The 17722-nt window shown below is 63.0% G+C and carries 14 protein-coding genes and 1 pseudogene; 11 read left to right on the forward strand and 4 right to left on the reverse strand.

The annotated features are described in order from the left end of the window. Nucleotides 1-3: 3 nt before the first annotated feature. Nucleotides 4-1431: a nitrate regulatory protein gene (locus tag JYG32_RS20105; RefSeq protein WP_249744827.1), complete on the reverse strand. Its 1428-nt coding sequence runs from the start codon at nt 1429-1431 to the stop codon at nt 4-6. A 702-nt stretch (nt 1432-2133) separates the two neighbouring features. Here JYG32_RS20105 and JYG32_RS20110 point away from each other — a divergent pair. The 7 genes from JYG32_RS20110 to JYG32_RS20140 all read left to right on the forward strand — a co-directional run bounded on the left by JYG32_RS20110 (nt 2134) and on the right by JYG32_RS20140 (nt 9066). Beyond that, entirely contained in the window at nt 2134-2451 is a 318-nt protein-coding gene (locus tag JYG32_RS20110; RefSeq protein ID WP_213266687.1) for a hypothetical protein, read from the forward strand. A gap of 242 nt (nt 2452-2693) precedes the next feature. After that, nucleotides 2694-4310, forward strand: coding sequence for a tryptophan halogenase family protein (locus JYG32_RS20115; protein ID WP_213266688.1), 1617 nt, complete (start codon nt 2694-2696; stop codon nt 4308-4310). Then, nucleotides 4310-5395: a monodechloroaminopyrrolnitrin synthase PrnB family protein gene (locus JYG32_RS20120; RefSeq protein ID WP_213266689.1), complete on the forward strand. Its 1086-nt coding sequence runs from the start codon at nt 4310-4312 to the stop codon at nt 5393-5395. Before JYG32_RS20115 ends, JYG32_RS20120 begins: the two co-directional genes overlap by 1 nt. A gap of 51 nt (nt 5396-5446) precedes the next feature. Then, nucleotides 5447-7147: an NAD(P)/FAD-dependent oxidoreductase gene (locus JYG32_RS20125; protein WP_213267429.1), complete on the forward strand. Its 1701-nt coding sequence runs from the start codon at nt 5447-5449 to the stop codon at nt 7145-7147. A gap of 24 nt (nt 7148-7171) precedes the next feature. Beyond that, a complete protein-coding gene (locus JYG32_RS20130; RefSeq protein WP_213266690.1) occupies nt 7172-8284 on the forward strand; it encodes a Rieske 2Fe-2S domain-containing protein in 1113 nt (370 codons plus the stop codon). Nucleotides 8285-8441: 157 nt separating this feature from the next. Continuing rightward, entirely contained in the window at nt 8442-8615 is a 174-nt protein-coding gene (locus JYG32_RS39715) for a flavin reductase family protein (RefSeq protein WP_433960879.1), read from the forward strand. 238 nt (nt 8616-8853) lie between these two features. Then, the gene (locus tag JYG32_RS20140) at nt 8854-9066 is read left to right on the forward strand and encodes a hypothetical protein (protein WP_249744829.1); all 213 of its coding nucleotides are present in this window, start codon (nt 8854-8856) and stop codon (nt 9064-9066) included. Nucleotides 9067-9147: 81 nt separating this feature from the next. Here JYG32_RS20140 and JYG32_RS20145 read toward each other — a convergent pair whose 3' ends face one another. Next, nucleotides 9148-10392 carry a cation:proton antiporter gene (locus JYG32_RS20145; RefSeq protein WP_213266692.1) on the reverse strand — a complete coding sequence of 415 codons (1245 nt, stop codon included), beginning with the start codon at nt 10390-10392 and terminating at the stop codon, nt 9148-9150. A gap of 344 nt (nt 10393-10736) precedes the next feature. Then, nucleotides 10737-11174 carry a hypothetical protein gene (locus JYG32_RS20150; protein ID WP_249744830.1) on the reverse strand — a complete coding sequence of 146 codons (438 nt, stop codon included), beginning with the start codon at nt 11172-11174 and terminating at the stop codon, nt 10737-10739. A gap of 294 nt (nt 11175-11468) precedes the next feature. Here JYG32_RS20150 and JYG32_RS20155 point away from each other — a divergent pair, with 294 nt between their 5' ends. The 3 genes from JYG32_RS20155 to JYG32_RS20165 all read left to right on the forward strand — a co-directional run bounded on the left by JYG32_RS20155 (nt 11469) and on the right by JYG32_RS20165 (nt 15176). Beyond that, the gene (locus JYG32_RS20155) at nt 11469-11942 is read left to right on the forward strand and encodes a hypothetical protein (RefSeq protein ID WP_213266693.1); all 474 of its coding nucleotides are present in this window, start codon (nt 11469-11471) and stop codon (nt 11940-11942) included. Between the two features lie 247 nt (nt 11943-12189). Next, nucleotides 12190-13164, forward strand: a complete 975-nt coding sequence (locus JYG32_RS20160) for an AraC family transcriptional regulator (RefSeq protein WP_213266694.1) — start codon at nt 12190-12192, stop codon at nt 13162-13164. A gap of 311 nt (nt 13165-13475) precedes the next feature. After that, nucleotides 13476-15176: an MAC/perforin domain-containing protein gene (locus tag JYG32_RS20165; protein ID WP_213266695.1), complete on the forward strand. Its 1701-nt coding sequence runs from the start codon at nt 13476-13478 to the stop codon at nt 15174-15176. 264 nt (nt 15177-15440) lie between these two features. On the opposite strand, the pseudogene JYG32_RS20170 reads toward JYG32_RS20165, so the two are convergent. Then, nucleotides 15441-16267 (reverse strand): annotated as a pseudogene (locus JYG32_RS20170) (ISNCY family transposase); the annotation flags it as partial. A gap of 144 nt (nt 16268-16411) precedes the next feature. On the opposite strand from JYG32_RS20170, the gene JYG32_RS20175 reads away from it, so the two are divergent. Further along, nucleotides 16412-17455, forward strand: coding sequence for an IS110 family transposase (locus JYG32_RS20175; RefSeq protein ID WP_213266696.1), 1044 nt, complete (start codon nt 16412-16414; stop codon nt 17453-17455). Nucleotides 17456-17722: the final 267 nt, after the last annotated feature.

Consider the following 17722-nt stretch of genomic DNA (forward strand, 5'->3'; position numbering starts at 1 on the left):
CGGTCAGGTCGTGTCGTCGTCGCGCGGCGCCTCCGGCGCGCTTCGTTGAGCAGGTCGCCGCGCGGAAGGCTGCGCGTGCTCGTCGACGAATCGCTCGGGGGACGTCAGCGCGTCTTCAGCGATATCGGCAAGCGGCCGATTGCCGTCCATCGACGCTTTCTGCAGCATCCGATACGCCTCGTCCTCCCGCAGGTTGAAGCGCGTCATCAGCATGTTTTTCGCGCGCTGCACCAGCTTGCGTTCGTAGAGGGCGCGACGTGCCGCGTCGAGTTCGACCTCCGCGCCGGCCAGTCGCGCCGATTGCGACTCCAGCAGGGATTTCAGGCTGGCGAGCGTCCACGGGTCGGAGCCGGAGAGGCGTTCCGGCAGTTCGTGAACCGCCGTGCGCGCCGACAACGGATCGCCGGCGAAGAAATGGGCGAGCGCCTGGATATGCGGGGGAGGATTGTTCCGCAACTGCGCCATCAGGCGCTCGGAGTCGCGCAGCGTCCGATGCGCGTCGTCGATTCGTGCGTCGCACGTTTCCTGCACCTGCAGCGTCAGCGCAATCTGAAGGTGCCAGAGATCATCGATGCGGGCGCTCGCGGCGTCGAACCATGCTTCGCTCAGGCCGGCATCGAGCGCATCGCCGGCGTGTGCCGTGCACAGTACGCGTCGCAGCTTCTCGAGCGTCGCCACGTGCGGCTCCGTCATGCGTGTTTCCCGCCATGCGTTTTGCGCCGCGCTCGCGAAGTTCGCGAAGACTTCGAGACTGCGCTCCTGCGCGGCGATCAGATACAGCAGGCGCTGCTGCTGGTCCGCCGAAAACGTGCCGGCCGCGAACATGTGCGCGCCGACGGCGCGCTCCTGTCCCGCTTCCTCCTTGCCCTCGACGACATGGACGAGTGCAATCAGCATGCGCGACACCGACGGATCCGCCGCGCTGTCGGCGAGCTGGAAAATCAGCTCCACCAGGCCGCCGATCACGGTGCTGAACGCCTGGACGGAATCCGGCGCGGACAGCGCAAGGTGGCCGATCCGATCCCGCAGCACATCCAGCGATTCCAGGTCGAGCAACACCCATGCGATCAGCGACAGCAGGCGCGACGTCGAGCCGCGCGCGGGCGTCAGCTCCAGATCCAGGCGTTCGCGCAACTGAGCGACGAGCGGCGCCGATTCGTCGCGCGATGCCGCGCGTTCCGCGGCAAAACGCCTGCCGCTCGACGCCAGATAGATGCTGGTGGCGCCGCGCTCACGCTGCAGCGCATGGATCAGGCGGCCGAGCAGGTCGACCAGTTCGATCTGCTCGGCCAGGTGGCGCAGGGACGCGATTTCCTGCTGCTTGGCGAGCAGCGCGAATTGCAGGGCGGTGGCGGGCATGGTGGGTACTGACGGTCGGCAAGGGGCTCGGTGCAGTGTAGTGCGGACAATAAATGTCGTTGACGTGGGCAACACCCGGAGAACCGGCCGATTCGTCGATGATTGCTCGTTTCGGAAACCGGCGATCAGCGATCACCTTCGCCCGAAACGGCCGACCGGCACGACGGTCGCTCGCTGGCGGGCTTGCTCGGGTGTGCGATTGCACTGCCGCATGAAATTGTCATTCGTGACCTGCCTGATTTCTTCGGGCTGATCAAGTCGGCGGAGCGGACGTCCGCAACGGGTCACCATGGCCACACGCCGGAGTTGTAGCCGCTGCTCGAGGCGGACCTGCGGCTCGGATGTTTTGCGAGCACTCGGGATTGACGCAGATCGACGTGCAGCACAAACCTTTGGATCGTTGTGTCGACCGTCATGAGTCAGTCACTCTTTCCGATTCGCTCGCAGACGTACCCAATGCCGTGCGGTCGAATAATGAAACTAAACGACACATCACCGCGAAATAAATTTCCTGATTGTTACTGAATTTCCCGGCATAACACCGCGAAACAAATTTCCTGATTGGTTACTGAATTGCCCGGCATAAACAAGAGCGGCAAATAATTTATAAAAAACGGACAAGGACTCTGTACTTCCGATCGTCCAGGTGATACCGTTTATTTTATGTTGCCCTCCGGGAGTGATTTTCCTGCGGACATTCAACTTTTGACGAATCGAAAAGGATGTGAAGTTGCTGATGTTCTGAATTTTCCTTGATTTTTATGAGGAATTTAAATGAAGAAAATCGCGCTTGCTGTTTTGGCTTTCTCCATCTTGGATGCAACTTCATTTGCGGCCGTCACCAATGCTGGAGTTTTGACCGTTTCCGCCATAAAGAGCCAAGTCAATGATGGCACATATTTCCATTATCATTTTTCCGTCGACTTCGGATCGGCATCAGCGTGCAACGATAGCAACGACTGGCCAATCAATTCCAATAATCCAGCAATTAATCAAGTTCTTCAAACAGCTTACATCACCGGCGTAAGTTTCAAGGCAGGAATTGACAATACATCGGGATGTATCGTGACCACAGTTGAGCTTCAATCGTAATTAAACCGTAATTTTGTAGATGCGCGCAAAACTGCCCCGGACCGGTGCGCTGGACGGTGTGTTGTCGTCAGGCGATGGGCGGTTGGAAGGTCTTTTCACGGACAGTTGCCGAACTTCACTGCGATTCACTACGCCTTCCCGGTGTCATTTTTCGTGATGGGCAAGACACGTCATGACGCGTTACCGGACGAGTTGCGAGTTCAGCTCGATAAGGCGGCACTATCTCCTATGGGAAGAGTTTCATGAGCAACCCGATCAAGAATATCGTCATCGTGGGCGGCGGCACCGCGGGCTGGATGTCCGCCTCGTACCTCGTCCGGGCGCTCCAGCAGCAGGCGAACATTACGCTCATCGAGTCTGCGGCGATCCCCCGGATCGGCGTGGGCGAGGCGACCATCCCGAATTTGCAGAAGGTGTTCTTCGACTTCCTCGGGATACCGGAGCGGGAGTGGATGCCCCAGGTGAACGGCGCGTTCAAGGCCGCCATCAAGTTCGTGAACTGGAGGAAGTCCCCCGACCACTCGCGCGACGATTACTTCTACCATTTGTTCGGCAGCGTGCCGAACTGCGATGGCGTGCCGCTTACGCACTACTGGCTGCGCAAGCGCGAACAGGGCTTCCAGCAGCCGATGGAGTACGCCTGCTACCCGCAGCCCGAGGCGCTCGACGGCAAGCTGGCACCGTGCCTGCCCGACGGCACCCGCCAGATGCCCCACGCGTGGCACTTCGACGCGCACCTGGTGGCCGATTTCTTGAAGCGCTGGGCCGTCGAGCGCGGGGTGAACCGCGTGGTCGACGAGGTCGTGGAGGTTCACCTGAACGAGCGCGGCTACATCTCCAGCCTGTCCACCAAGGAGGGGAGGACGCTGGAGGCGGACCTGTTCATCGACTGCTCCGGCATGCGGGGGCTCTTGATCAACCAGGCCCTGAAGGAGCCCTTCATCGACATGTCCGACTACCTGCTGTGCGACAGCGCGGTCGCCAGCGCCGTGCCCAACGACGACGCGCGCGTGGGGATCGAGCCGTACACCTCCGCGATCGCCATGAACTCGGGGTGGACCTGGAAGATTCCGATGCTGGGCCGGTTCGGCAGCGGCTACGTCTTCTCGAGCAAGTTCACCTCGCGCGACCAGGCCACTGCCGACTTCCTCAACCTCTGGGGCCTCTCGGACAAGCAGCCGCTCAACCAGATCAAGTTCCGGGTCGGGCGCAACGGGCGGGCGTGGGTCAACAACTGCGTCGCTATCGGGCTGTCGTCGTGCTTTCTGGAGCCCCTGGAATCGACGGGGATCTACTTCATCTACGCGGCGCTTTACCAGCTCGTGAAGCACTTCCCCGACACCGCGTTCGATTCGCGGCTGAGAGACGCGTTCAACGCCGAGATCGTCTACATGTTCGACGACTGCCGGGATTTCGTCCAGGCGCACTATTTCACCACGTCGCGCGAAGACACACCGTTCTGGCGCGCGAACCGGCACGACCTGCGGCTCTCGGACGCCATCAAGGAGAAGGTTGAACGTTACAAGGCGGGGCTGCCGCTGACCACCACATCATTCGACGACGCCACGTACTACGAAACGTTCGACTACGAATTCAAGAACTTCTGGTTGAACGGAAACTACTACTGCATCTTTGCCGGCTTGGGCATGCTGCCCGACCGGTCGCTGCCGCTCTTGCGGCACCGACCGGAGTCGATCGACAAGGCCGAGGCGATGTTCGCCCGCATCCGGCGCGAGGCCGAGCGTCTGCGGACGAGCCTGCCGACGAACTACGACTACCTGCGATCGCTGCGTGAGGGCGGCGCGGGGCGGTCTCGCAGCCAGCCCGGGCCGGCGGTCGCGGCGCCGGAGATCCTGTAGTGGAGCGCGCCCCGGGCCGGGTATGCGCATTCGCGGCCACGCACGCCGCGGTGGCGGCCTGCGATCCGCTGCACGCGCGGGCGCTCGTTCTGCAGCTGCCGGGCCTGAATCGCAAGAAGGACGTGCCCGGCATCGTCGGCCTGTTGCGGGAGTTCCTCCCGGCGAGCGGCGTGCCCTCCGGCTGGGGCTTCGTCGAAGCGGCCGCCGCGATGCGGGACATCGGGTTCTTCCTGGGGTCGCTCAAGCGGCACGGACACGAGCCCGTGGACGCGGTGCCCGGGCTCGAGCCGGTGCTGCTTGACCTGGCGCGTGTGACCGACCTGCCGCCGCGCGAGACGCTCCTGCATGTAACGGTCTGGAACCCCGCGGCGGCCGACGCGCAACGGAGCTACACCGGGCTCCGCGACGAAGCGCACCTGCTCGAGAGCGTACGCATCTCGATGGCGTCCCTCGAGGCGGCCATCGCGTTGACCGTCGAGCTGTCCGACGTGCCCCTGAGGTCGCCCGCGTTCGAGCAAGGGTGCGTCGAGCTGGCGGCCTATCTTCAGAAAATGGTCGAATCGATCGTTTACGCCTACCGCTTCATCTCGCCGCAAGTCTTCTACGACGAGCTCCGCCCCTACTACGAACCGATTCGAGTCGGGGGCCAGAGCTACCTCGGCCCCGGTGCCGTAGAAATGCCCCTCTTCGTGCTGGAGCACGTCCTGTGGGGCTCGCAATCGGACCACCCGGCTTATCGAGAATTCAAGGAGACGTACCTGCCCTATGTGCTTCCCGCGTTCAGGGCGGTCTACGCCCGGTTCGCCGGGGAGCCGGCGCTCGTCGACCGCGCGCTCGACGAGGCGCAAGCGGCCCGCGTGCGGGGCGAGCCCGTCGGGGCCGGGCTGGCGGCCCTCGAGCGGGTCTTCGAGGTCCTGCTGCACTTCCGGGCGCCTCACCTCAAGTTGGCGGAGCGGACGTACGAAGCCGGGCGAAGCGGCCCCACGATCGGCAGCGGGGGGTACGCGCCCAGCATGCTCGGCGATCTGCTCACGCTCACGCGGGCCGCGCGGTTCCGCCTCCGCGCCGCGCTCGACGAGCACTGACGCCTGACGCGCGCGGCCATGTGTTCCATCTCACAAGGAGAGTTTGCCCCCATGACTCAGAAAAGCCCCGCGGACGGGCGCGATAGCAACCACTTCGACGTGATCATCCTCGGCTCGGGCATGTCCGGCACCCAGATGGGGGCCATCCTGGCCAAACAGCAGTTTCGCGTGCTGATCATCGAGGAGTCGTCGCACCCGCGGTTCACGATCGGCGAATCGTCGATCCCCGAGACGTCCCTTATGAACCGCATCATCGCCGATCGCTACGGCATTCCGGAGCTCGACCACATCACGTCGTTCTACTCGACGCAGCGTTACGTCGCGTCGAGCACGGGCATCAAGCGCAACTTCGGCTTCGTGTTCCACAAGCCCGGCCAGGAGCACGACCCGAAGGAGTTCACGCAGTGCGTCATTCCCGAGCTGCCGTGGGGGCCGGAGAGCCATTATTACCGGCAAGACGTCGACGCCTACCTGTTGCAAGCCGCCATCAAATACGGCTGCACGGTCCGCCAGAAGACGAACGTGACCGAATACCATGCCGACAAAGACGGCGTCGCGGTGGCCACCGCCCAGGGCGAACGGTTCACCGGCCGGTACATGGTCGACTGCGGAGGACCCCGCGCGCCGCTCGCGACCAAGTTCAAGCTCCGCGAAGAGCCGTGTCGCTTCAAGACGCACTCGCGCAGCCTCTACACGCACATGCTCGGGGTCAAGCCGTTCGACGACATCTTCAAGGTCAAGGGGCAGCGCTGGCGCTGGCACGAGGGGACCTTGCACCACATGTTCGCGGGCGGCTGGCTCTGGGTGATTCCGTTCAACAACCACCCGCGGTCGACCAACAACCTGGTGAGCGTCGGCCTGCAGCTCGACCCGCGTGTCTACCCGAAAACGGACATCTCCGCGCAGCAGGAATTCGACGAGTTCCTCGCGCGGTTCCCGAGCATCGGGGCGCAGTTCCGGGACGCCGTGCCGGTGCGCGACTGGGTCAAGACCGACCGCCTGCAGTTCTCGTCGAACGCCTGCGTCGGCGACCGCTACTGCCTGATGCTGCACGCGAACGGGTTCATCGACCCGCTCTTCTCCCGGGGGCTCGAGAACACCGCGGTGACCATCCACGCGCTCGCGGCGCGCCTCATCAAGGCGCTGCGCGACGACGACTTCTCCCCCGAGCGCTTCGAGTACATCGAGCGCCTGCAGCAGAAGCTTCTGGACCACAACGACGACTTCGTCAGCTGCTGCTACACGGCGTTCTCGGACTTCCGCCTGTGGGACGCGTTCCACCGGCTGTGGGCGGTCGGCACGATCCTCGGGCAGTTCCGGCTCGTGCAAGCCCACGCGAGGTTCCGCGCGTCGCGCGACGAGGGCGACCTCGATCACCTCGACGACAACCCCCCGTACCTCGGGTACCTGTGCGCGGACATGGAGGGGTACTACCAGTTGTTCAACGACGCCAAAGCCGAGGTCGAGGCCGTGAGCGCCGGGCGCAAGCCGGCCGAGGAGGCCGCGGCGCGGATTCACGCCCTCATCAACGAACGAGACTTCGCCAAGCCGATGTTCGGCTTCGGGTACTGCATCACCGGGGCCAGGCCGCAGCTCAACAACTCGAAGTACAGCCTGCTGCAGGCGATGAAGCTGATGCACTGGACGCAGACCAGCGCGCCGGCGGAGGTGAAGAAGTACTTCGACTACAACCCGATGTTCGCGCTGCTCAAGGCGTACGTCAGGACCCGCATCGACTTGGCGCTGAAGTAGTCGGCCGACGACGACACGAAAACGATGGACGACATTCAATTGGATCAAGCGAGCGTCAAGGAGCATCCCCCGGCGGCGTACGACGCGACCACGCGCCTGGCCGCGAGCTGGTACGTCGCGATGCGCTCGGACGACCTCAAGGACAAGCCGACGGAGTTGACGCTCTTCGGCCGGCCGTGCGTGGCGTGGCGCGGCGCGACGGGGCGGGCCGTGGTGATGGACCGCCACTGCTCGCACCTCGGCGCGAACCTGGCCGACGGGCGGGTCGAGGACGGGTGCATCCAGTGCCCGTTTCACCACTGGCGGTACGACGAGCAGGGCCAGTGCGTTCACATCCCCGGCCACAGCCCGGCGGTGCGCCGGCTGGAGCCCGTCCCGCGCGGGGCGCGCCAGCCGACGTTGGTCACCGCCGAGCGGTACGGCTACGTGTGGGTCTGGTACGGCTCCCCGCAGCCGCTGCACCCGCTGCCCGAAATCGCCGCGGCCGACGTCGACAACGGCGACTTCATGCACCTGCACTTCGCGTTCGAGACGACGACGGCGGTCTTGCGGATCGTCGAGAACTTCTACGACGCGCAGCACGCGACCCCCGTGCACGCGCTCCCGATCTCGGCCTTCGAGCTCAAGCTCTTCGACGACTGGCGCCGGTGGCCGGAGGTCGAGTCGCTGGCCCGGGCGGGCGCGTGGTTCGGTGCCGGGATCGACTTCACCGTGGATCGGTACTTCGGGCCCCTCGGCATGCTGTCGCGCGCGCTCGGCCTGAACATGTCGCAGATGAACCTGCACTTCGATGGCTACCCCGGCGGGTGCGTCATGACCGTCGCCCTGGACGGAGACTTCAAATACAAGCTGCTCCAGTGCGTGACGCCGGTGAGCGACGGCAAGAACGTCATGCACATGCTCATCTCGATCAAGAAGGTGGGCGGCGCCCTGCGCCGCGCGACCGACTACGTGCTGTTCGGGTTGCAGACCAGACAGGCCGCGGGGTACGACGTCAAAATCTGGAACGGGATGAAGCCGGACGGCGGCGGCGCGTACAGCAAGTACGACAAGCTCGTGCTCAAGTACCGCGCGTTCTACCGGGGCTGGGTCGACCGCGTCGCCGACGCGACCGCTCGACCGCACCGCCGCGAGTGAGCAGCGATGCGTGAGTCGGCGGCCCTGGCCGAGCCGGTCTCGGCCGCGTCGTTCCGCCAGGCGCTCGCGAACCTGGCGAGCGGCGTCACGGTCATCACGGCGTACGGCGTACGGCGCGGCGGGCCCGCTCGGGCTCACGGCCACCAGCTTCGTGTCGGTGTCGCTCGCGCCGCCGCTGGTTTTGGTGTGCCTGGGTAGGGGCACGCGGACGCACGACGACGTTGTCGGCGCCGAGCGCTTCGGCATCAGCGTCCTCGAAGAGCGCCAGGCGGGGATCGCCGAGCGGTTCGCGCGCCCCGTCATCGATCAGTTCCATGCCTCGTTTCGATGACGCCATTCTTCGCTTCGCGATTCAGGGGTTTGGGGAGCAATGGAGCAGGGAAGTCAGTCAAGGTAAGCGGCTCGGCGCGACCAGTTCCAGATTCGCGCGCGAGTGGGGCATGATGCGAGAGCCTGGAGCGTTCCGTGAGGATCACGTGAGATCGTGCCCACGATCGTGGATCATGGGCACGATCTATCTGGATCCATGAAGCAGTCAGGCAGTGCCATGCGAGCTGACCGACGTCAGCTTGTCGACCACATTCCAAGGCAGCAGTTCGTCGACGCGCGTGCTCGAAGCCGCCATCCGGGAGAAGGTCGTATTCGTGCCGGGCAGGGCGTTCCATGCGAGCGAGCCGGAACCCGACACGCTGCGCCTGTCGTACTCGATGCTGGGCGACCGGAATGCCGGCGAAGCGGCGCGCCGCCTGAAGCTGGCGTGGGATGCCGTCACCCGCGGCTGAGCCCGCGCGTCGGCTTCGCATCCGCCGCGCCGCCCGCCCGTTTCACCCTGCGCGCCGGACGCTCTCGCGTCCGGTACCGCCTCACTTGCCGGCGACCGAAGTCGCCCGCGTCGAGCGCGATTGCATGCGCAGCGTAAACCTGACGAGCGGTGCGGTCAGCGCCGTCGTCACCAGCGCGAACACGACGAGAATCGTGTAAACACGCGCCGGAAGAATCTGCATCTGCAGACCGATCGATAGCACGATCAGCTCCATCAATCCGCGCGTATTCATCAGCGAGCCCACCAGCATCGCGTCGTGCGGCGCAAGCCCGGTGGCGCGCGCACCCAGATAGCTGCCGCCGAACTTGCCGACGAACCCGCCCGCGAAAAACACGCCGAACCACAGCCATGAAGTCGAGTCGTCGATCGTCCCTATCGACGCATGCAGCCCCGCATGGGCAAAGAACACCGGCATCAGCACCAGCTTGACGAAGCCCTCGACGCTATCGTGCCAATCCTTCGCGACGCCCGGCACACGCCGCACGAACAGCGCCGCGGCAAGCGCGCCGAATGCACTGTGGAACCCGATCATCGAGGTCGCCAGCGCCGACGCCATCACGAAGCAGAACAATACTGCCAGCCGGTCGCGCGCGGCATGCGCCGTCGATGCGAGCCGCGCGAGCGTCGGGCGGACCACGAAGCGCACCAGCAGCGCGCTCAGTGCCAGATAGACGAGCAGGCTGACGAGCATGCGTGCGAATGCCCAGCCCGGCCCGTTCGACAACGATGCGATTGCCGCAAGCAGCATCCAGCCGAGCGCGTCGGTGAGCATCGCGGCAGACATCGCATGCCTCGCGCCCGCCATCGCGCCGAGCGTCAGGTCATCGATAATGCGCGCCATGACCGGCACCGCCGATACCGCGAGCGCAACGCCGCAAAACAGCACGTACTGCAACGCCGGCGCATCGCTGGCGAGCGTCCCCTTCGACACGACCGCCACGATCATGCCGATCGCGGCCGGCACGAACAGGCCGCCCGCCGCAATCGCAACCGGCACGCGCCACCGGCTGCCGCGCAGCGTGACGCCGAACTCCATGTGCAGACCGACCTGAAACATCAGCAACACCAGACCGACCTCGGCGACTTGCGCCATCCCCGACGGCGCACGCGGGCCGAACAGCACATCGTAGAAATCAGGTGCGATGATGCCGAACAGCGAAGGCCCGAGCAGCAGGCCGGCCGCGATCTCGCCGACGACCGCGCACTGGCCGAGTCGTTCGGCAACGCGGCCGCAGACGTTGCAGAGTCCGATCACGAGCACGAGTTGCAGCAGCCAAATAGTCATGAAATGCCTCAGGAAAGTGCGTCCGACGCAGAGACGCGGAAGACGGACAAGCGGGTGACGATCGGACACGGCGGCAAGCGATGCGATACGATCGCGCGCCGCCAAACGGGCGGCGCGACAGCCGGTCCGGTCGGATCTCGCATCGATCCTATAGCGCGATCACGCGCGACGATACTGGAAGGACCTACAGGCAGGCCATGGCGGAAAAATGCGGTAGCGCGGCCCGTTCGGGTACGTGCGCCCGGATGGTCAGGCCGCGCGCTCCGCGGAGTCCGAAAGCGTGTCGACGTAGGCGGACGGCACGTAGCGGAACCCGTTGCGGATGAAATTCGCCATCTCGTCGATCAGTGGCGAGGGCCCGACGGCGGCAAGTGCAGCGTCACGGCAAAATCAGGCAATTCGGGCAGACCTGCCGGCAATGGCAGGATCTGCAGATCGGCGGGCACCGTCGACGCGAACCATGCAGTCACGGCCATGTCCAGCCGGACCGTCGCTTTCGTCGCCTCGATATCGCCGTTTTCGAAGACGGTTCGCCATGCGATACCGCGCTTCGTCGGCGCATCGAACAGCGCCGGCCGGAATACGCATGCGTCGCTGACGATCGACACCGCCAGCGGCCGTTTCATGTAGGCGTTGCCACCGCTGGCGCCCACCCACATGAGCCGCTCGGTCCGCAAGCATTCACCGCCCGGCTCGCTCGCCGCCTGCTCGACCACCGCGATATCCACCTTGCCGCCGAGCAATGCGGCCACCAGTTCGACCGACGCAAGGTTGACCAGCACGACCTCGACGTGCGTCCTGTCGCATGCATCGCCCCTCCTTGAAACCGTCCCCGCTTCAATTTTTCGTCGGTCAGGTCATTTCGACGCTGTGCTGCGCGCGATGAGTCGCTATCGAGAGGCGAGCATGTTCAAGAACTACCGCCGGTTGCGTTAGCGGAATCAACGGAAACGATTAGCGCTCTAACGGACGGCATTAGCAGAATCTACGAACTTCAACAGCATGTCCTCCGCGAGCGAGATCATCCGCCGCGGAGCGCAAGGTAGCGCGACAGACCGGCAGAAGGGACGCCAAAAATGATCAACTACCGCACGCCCGAACTGTCGGCACATCTCTTTCCTGCGCCGGTGGACGCGGACGAGATCGAGGTGACCGAGCCGCTGTCGATCGATCCGTCGATTGAGGCGGTAGGAATTGACTTCGGTGGTACGCGTTTTATAGTGTTTTTCGCCGACGTGATGGCGTACGCCGGCAGTGATCCGGACTACGTTCGCCAGACAGCCTCCGCGTGGAACAACGGCTTCGTTCCGACTGCAGGGTCGCGCTTGGTTAAATTCGTGCGGGCCGATGCAGACGCGGACACGATGTTCGACCCGGCCGAATGGCCTTTGCCGGATGCCGCAATGATCTGGCAGTTCATCGAAGCCTTGGCGGCCGCAGTCTTCGGAAAAAATTGTACGTTACGTTGGCTCACCCCTTGGGGTGCGAGGTGCTTACGTGCAAATCAACACGGAGAGCGAAATAAAGTGGGGGACTTTTCAATTTCCTGAGGATGCCGTTCGGCACTCGCGGAAAGCGGCGCCTGTGGCTCATTTCCGTGAACAGTTTCGTCCCGGTTAGACGGCGTTTCATGATCGATGGGCCGCTGGGCGTGCCGTTGGCAAGAGACCGTCTACGCTCGCAGCCGGCTTTATGTACTTTGCGTAGTGTCCCGCACCTCGAGAGTCGTCGAGCGGCTGGCGTGAGCGTGCCATTTCCACTACGCTTACTCTTAATTAAAAATCAAAAGATCAAAGCATGGACGAGCCCTTCAATCTTTACGCCGACGCTGCGCAAAAACTGATTGAGAGAGAGACCCAACTGATTTACGCGCGACCGCCGGCGGGGCCGCAAACGCCGCACAAACCTCGTGGCCCACTGCCGTCCGCTATCGACGACTGGCGGCTCGCACATGCGATCCGACTCATGGAGCGCAGCCCGGCCGAACCCGTGCGGCTCGAAGACGTCGCGCGATACGTCGACCTAAGTCCATTTCACTTCCAGCGATACTTCAAGGACGCGATGGGCGAATCGCCGGCTGCATATCTTCGGCGCGTCAGACTCGACCGTGCCGCGCTCAACCTGTGCATGGGCGAGGACCGAGTACTGGACGTCGCGCTGCGCGCGGGTTACGCCAGCCACGAAGCGTTCGTGCGGGCGTTTCATCGACAATTCGGTCTGGTGCCCACGCAATACCGCGTCTATGCGCGTCACGCTTCGAGCACACCGCAGGCGGGCGACTACGAGCGTGCCCGGGAGGTGCGGGTGCGAGAACGGCCGGCGTTGGCCCTGCTCGGCATGCGCTTCTACGGACCCTACGCCAACGTACCTTCGCATTGGCAGCATTTCGCGAAAACACTGGAGCGCGCCGGTATTGCGCTCGACGCCGTGCAGCCCATCGGCATCATCCAGGACAACCCCGAAATTACCGACAACCAGTTCATTCGCTACGACTGCGCTATTGCAGATCCCGGTGGAGAGGTTCATCGTTCGGCCCTGACAAAGCTCGATTTCACAGCAGGCACGTATGTCTCGCTCGCCCATCGTTCACGGTACAGCGAAATCTTCACGACCTATCGAGTCCTCTCCCTCGTATGGCTGCCGAGCGTCGCGGCGGAGTTCGTCGCCGATGCTAACGGTGGCTACGAGTTCTATCGCACTCCGCCGTGGCGAAACGCCGGGGAGGCACTCGATCTCGACGTCGTACTTCCTCTGCGGCGAACCGGATCGTAAAGGCTGAAACATCCCGGGAGCCATTCCGCTCCCCGGCAGCGTGCTTGCACCCTCCGCCATGCAGTACGGGTCGCACATGCCGCAGGTCACGACTGCGGCTCACCGTTCAACCGGTCATCACATGCGTTTTGAATCCGCCGGATCCGGCGCACGCATTTGGCTATGCCATTCGAATTATTTCTCCATTAGTAACGCGTGAGTGGCCCAAACAAAAATATAAAACCGCAAGTTTTATCAAGAAGGTCACAGGCACCGCATTCTAGACTCGGGGCGAGTTTCTTCCCGCTGTTCACTTTTTTATGGGGTGCGAGATGCAGACAATACCCGGTGTAGGATTGCTCGGATTCGGTTTCGACATTCTCGGTTCGTACGACGTGTCGTCGGCCACCAAGGCCATCCTCGTGCCGCCGAGCGGCAATGGCTCGACCTTTACCGACCCCTTCTCCAAGAAGGAATATTCGGTGCCGAACAACGTTACGATTACGGAAGGAAGCGGCGACCACACCCAGTCGGCGCAGGTTGTCGCGACCCGGACCCGCCAGGAGTTTCAAGGCACCTTCGACGCCAAGGCCGGTGTGAGCGGATCGTATCGAGGCTTCTCCGGCGAGTTCAATGCGTCCTTCAGCGCGGAATCCGGAAGCGAAAACACCTACTGGTACTGCATGGCTTCGGGCCGCTTCGAGACCTGGAGCGCGCTACTCCAGGAGGTTTCGGCGCCGAACATCAGCAAGGACTTCGCAGACGACCCGGACGTTCTCGCTATGTCCAAACAGACAAACTTCAACAATCTCAACCGGCACCTGTTCTTCCGCGTCTTCCGCAAGTGGGGAACCCATTTCATCGATCAGGTGACGCTGGGCGGCGAGTTCAACTACCTCACGGCTGCCGACACGAGTTACTCGTCCGACCGCATGCAGATCGAGGCGAACCTCGGCCTCGAATTCGAAAGCCTGTTCGTGGACGCCGCGGCGCAGTCCAGTCTCAAGTGGCAGCAGCTCACAAGGAAATGGGTCGAAAATCGTCGAACCTCCTGGGCTGCCTCGGGTGGCGACACCAGCCTGCTGCAAGCGTTGAACCCGAGCCCCGGTTACGAAGACAGCTTCACGAGCGCCTATCGCAGCTGGGTTGCCTCGATCCCGGCTGTGCCCGCGATCATCGGCTTTCGGCTTAGTGACCTGTCACGCTTATTTTCCGGGTCCGTGGGGCAGGCGATAAGCGATGCCTTGAACGACTACCTGAATCAAGGGCTGTATCTTCAGGCCGAATTTTCCAGGACCGGGTTTAACGAACCGACGTCCTACAGCGGTCTCATTCAGGTCCGCGGCCACACCATCCCCAGTAATCTCCCACCGCAAACCGGCGGTTACAAGGAAGGCGGGGCGCAGATCGCCGTGTTCGACCCGGATACGTTGCAGCTCGTGGTCGATGCGGCAGCGTACAGCGGACTGCCGGACCAGAACGATCTGATGTGGGGCCATCTCTATACGTCCGTGCAAGGTCTTTCCGATAAAGCCTACATCGTCGCACTGACCGTCTACGCCGTCCACGCCACGTCCGGCTTCCCAACCGGGCAAATGGCGGCATGGCTCGCGAGCTACGGCGCGGCCATGACCAACTGGAAGAAGCAGGCGACCGTCATCGACGGGGACGACGACAATGTGAACTACCTCTTTGTCGGCCAGCACGGCACGCAGCCGGGGCAGGCGATTGAAAAATTCACGGCGAACTCCGCCGCGGGGGGCCATTCGCGCGGCTACACCCTGACCAATGTGTCCGTACCGTTGATCCCGCCATCCGGGGGCAATCGCCAGTACACGATCGCGACGGCGGCCACGTCCGCGGGCGGCGATGGCTCGAGCCGTACCGATGCCGAGCCGGCGCCTCAGGCCGCAGGGATGTGTTACTGGAACACCGGTCGGCAGCAGTGGTGGAACAATGGCGACCTGACCTGCTTCGACGGCACCGCGCGAATCTGCCGGAATGGTGACTGGGTCGAAGAAGGCTCTTGCTAGCGCCAGACGTCGAGCGAAGCAAAGTCGTCACCGAAACCTGCCCACCAGAGCAGGGCGTGCGCCATCGAGTTGACACCTTTGCTTCGGTAACTAGCGAAGCAAAGGTGTAAGCACCTCGCGACGGCCGTCCGCAACGCGGAAGCGGCGACCACCGATCGGATGGTCACCGCTTCTATGAGCGACATGGCTTCTTGAGAGACGGACAGCGGCTTGCCAAGAAACTATCCCTGTTGAGAGGGACGTCGTTACCTGATCGCATTCGATCAACCCAGCCGCGGCCGTGTTCTTTGCCAACGCCATCCGTGCCGTCACGACTGCTCGTTGGACATGCTGCTTGCAGATATCTGCTGTTCGCGCAGAACGAGTCGATGTTCAGCTCGTACATCGCGCGGCCGAACGGTGTCACGCGGTTACCAGTCTTGCCTGGCTTCACGTTGCGGAACACGCTGGCCTTGTCGCTGTAGAACGCCCCAGGTTTGCCGTGCCGTTCGATGTACGCTCGCGTCGCCTCGAAGTAGCTGAAGGTCGATTCGGTCTGCGTGAAGTGCAGCATCATCAGCCGGCTTGTCGCGTTGTCGACGTACACCAGCAGCGTGCAGGCGGGCGCCCGTTCCTCGAACCGCGGATGTTTGTTCGCTACCGTCGATCTGGATCAGTTCGCCCAGGCACGTCCGGCGCGCTCGCGGCTGATAGACCTTGGGCGGACGTTGCCGGCGCGGAATCCAGAGCCCGGCGTCCGTCATCAGCTTCCTGACCGTCTCCTTGGCCAACCGAATGCCGTGACATTCCCACAGCTTCTCGCAGGCCAGTGTCGGGCCAAAATTGGCGTAGCGATCTCGGATGATCGACAGTGCCCGATTGGCGGCTCCTGGATCCAGACGACGGTTGCCGGACTTCGCTCGATGTCCCGACACCAATCCCGCCGGGCCGTGCTCACGCAGCCGGGCGGCCAGCCGCCGAATCTGCCGTGTCGTCAACTCCAGCCGTTCGGCCGCACGCCATGGCTTGAGCTTGCCGTCGGCTACGTCCTGAATGACCTTGAACCTGTCCAGCTCGCGCATCGTCAGCGTAATCCGCTCCATTGCAGCCATCGCAGCCTCCGGCGCCGGACACCCGGCGGCCGGACAGCTTACGCGGCCCGAAAAGCAATGGGATGGACGCCCCCAACCGAAACGTCGCGGTCGTGCCAAAGCGGGGTTGTGTGTGCCCCACGTCCACGAACAGGAGCTTCCATCATGACGGCTACGGTTATTGGCATCGATCTGGCAAAGAATGTCTTCCAACTGCATGGCGTCAACGAGCACGGCAGGGTGGTGCTGAGAAAGCAGATCAAACGAGAGCAGATGGCGTCGTTCTTTGCGAACATTCCGAGAGCGCTGATCGGAATGGAAGCCTGTAGCAGTGCGCATTTTTGGGCTCGCAAGCTGCAGAGCATGGGACATGTCGTCAGGTTGATGGCACCGCAGTTCGTCAAACCCTACGTCAAGACAAACAAGAACGATGCGGCCGACGCTGAAGCGATTTTCGAAGCGATTTCCGAAGCGGTGATACGGCCCAACATGCGCTTCGTGCCTATCAAGAACGTTGAGCAACAGGCAGTGCTTGCCTTGCATCGTGCACGGCAGGGTTTCGTTTGTGCTCGCACGGCGCAGGCAAATCAGATCCGTGGATTGCTCGGCGAATACGGATATTCGATCCCGCAGGGCATGGCTCATATGATCCAGGTATTCGACGTTATTGAAGATGCGTCGAACGATTTTCCCGGCGTGTTCCGGCAACTGGTTCTGCGCCTGATGGCCCATCTGAAGGTGCTTCACCAACAAGTGACCGAGATCGACGCTCAAATCAAGGCGTGGCATCGCAATAGCGATCTGGCGAAAAAGTTGGAAAAGATACCTGGCATCGGTCCAGTTACGGCCACCGCGCTGGTGGCCACCATCGGTGACGCCAAACACTTCGAGAACGGACGGCAGCTTGCGGCGTGGCTCGGATTGGTGCCGCGACAGCACTCGAGTGGCGGGAAACAAAACCTGCTGGGCATCAGCAAGCGAGGCGATTCCTATTTGCGAACATTGCTGATTCACTGCGCGCGTTCGGTGATTTTTGCTTCCAGACGAAAAGGCAATTGTGAGGGCTGGGTGCACGAGCTGATCCGCCGCCGTAACCACAATGTAGCCGCCGTTGCGTTGGCAAACAAAATCGCCCGGACCGTATGGGCGCTCTGGGCGCACGACAGAGAATACCGGGCCGGTTATCCATCCGCTGGTGCTGCTGCGTAACCAGTCCGGCCGATTCGGTACAGGAAGTACGGCAGGAAAACCAACCACCGATTGCTCAGGCAGTCATGACGTGATGGCAAACAGGTCAGACCGTGGTCGGTAGAACCCGAGAATGTCCGAGCACCTGCGAGTGCGCCAAAGCGACGGGGAACCGACCAGCGGAACCGATCAGGGACAGCGGCATCGCCGCAACCAAAGTCCGAATGTACGGTTGCAATCTACCTTCATGTCGTCATGAACTGAATGCTTGGCAAGCCGGGGGCGTCC

It is taken from the genome of Burkholderia pyrrocinia (assembly GCF_018417535.1).
Classification (GTDB): domain Bacteria; phylum Pseudomonadota; class Gammaproteobacteria; order Burkholderiales; family Burkholderiaceae; genus Burkholderia; species Burkholderia pyrrocinia_E.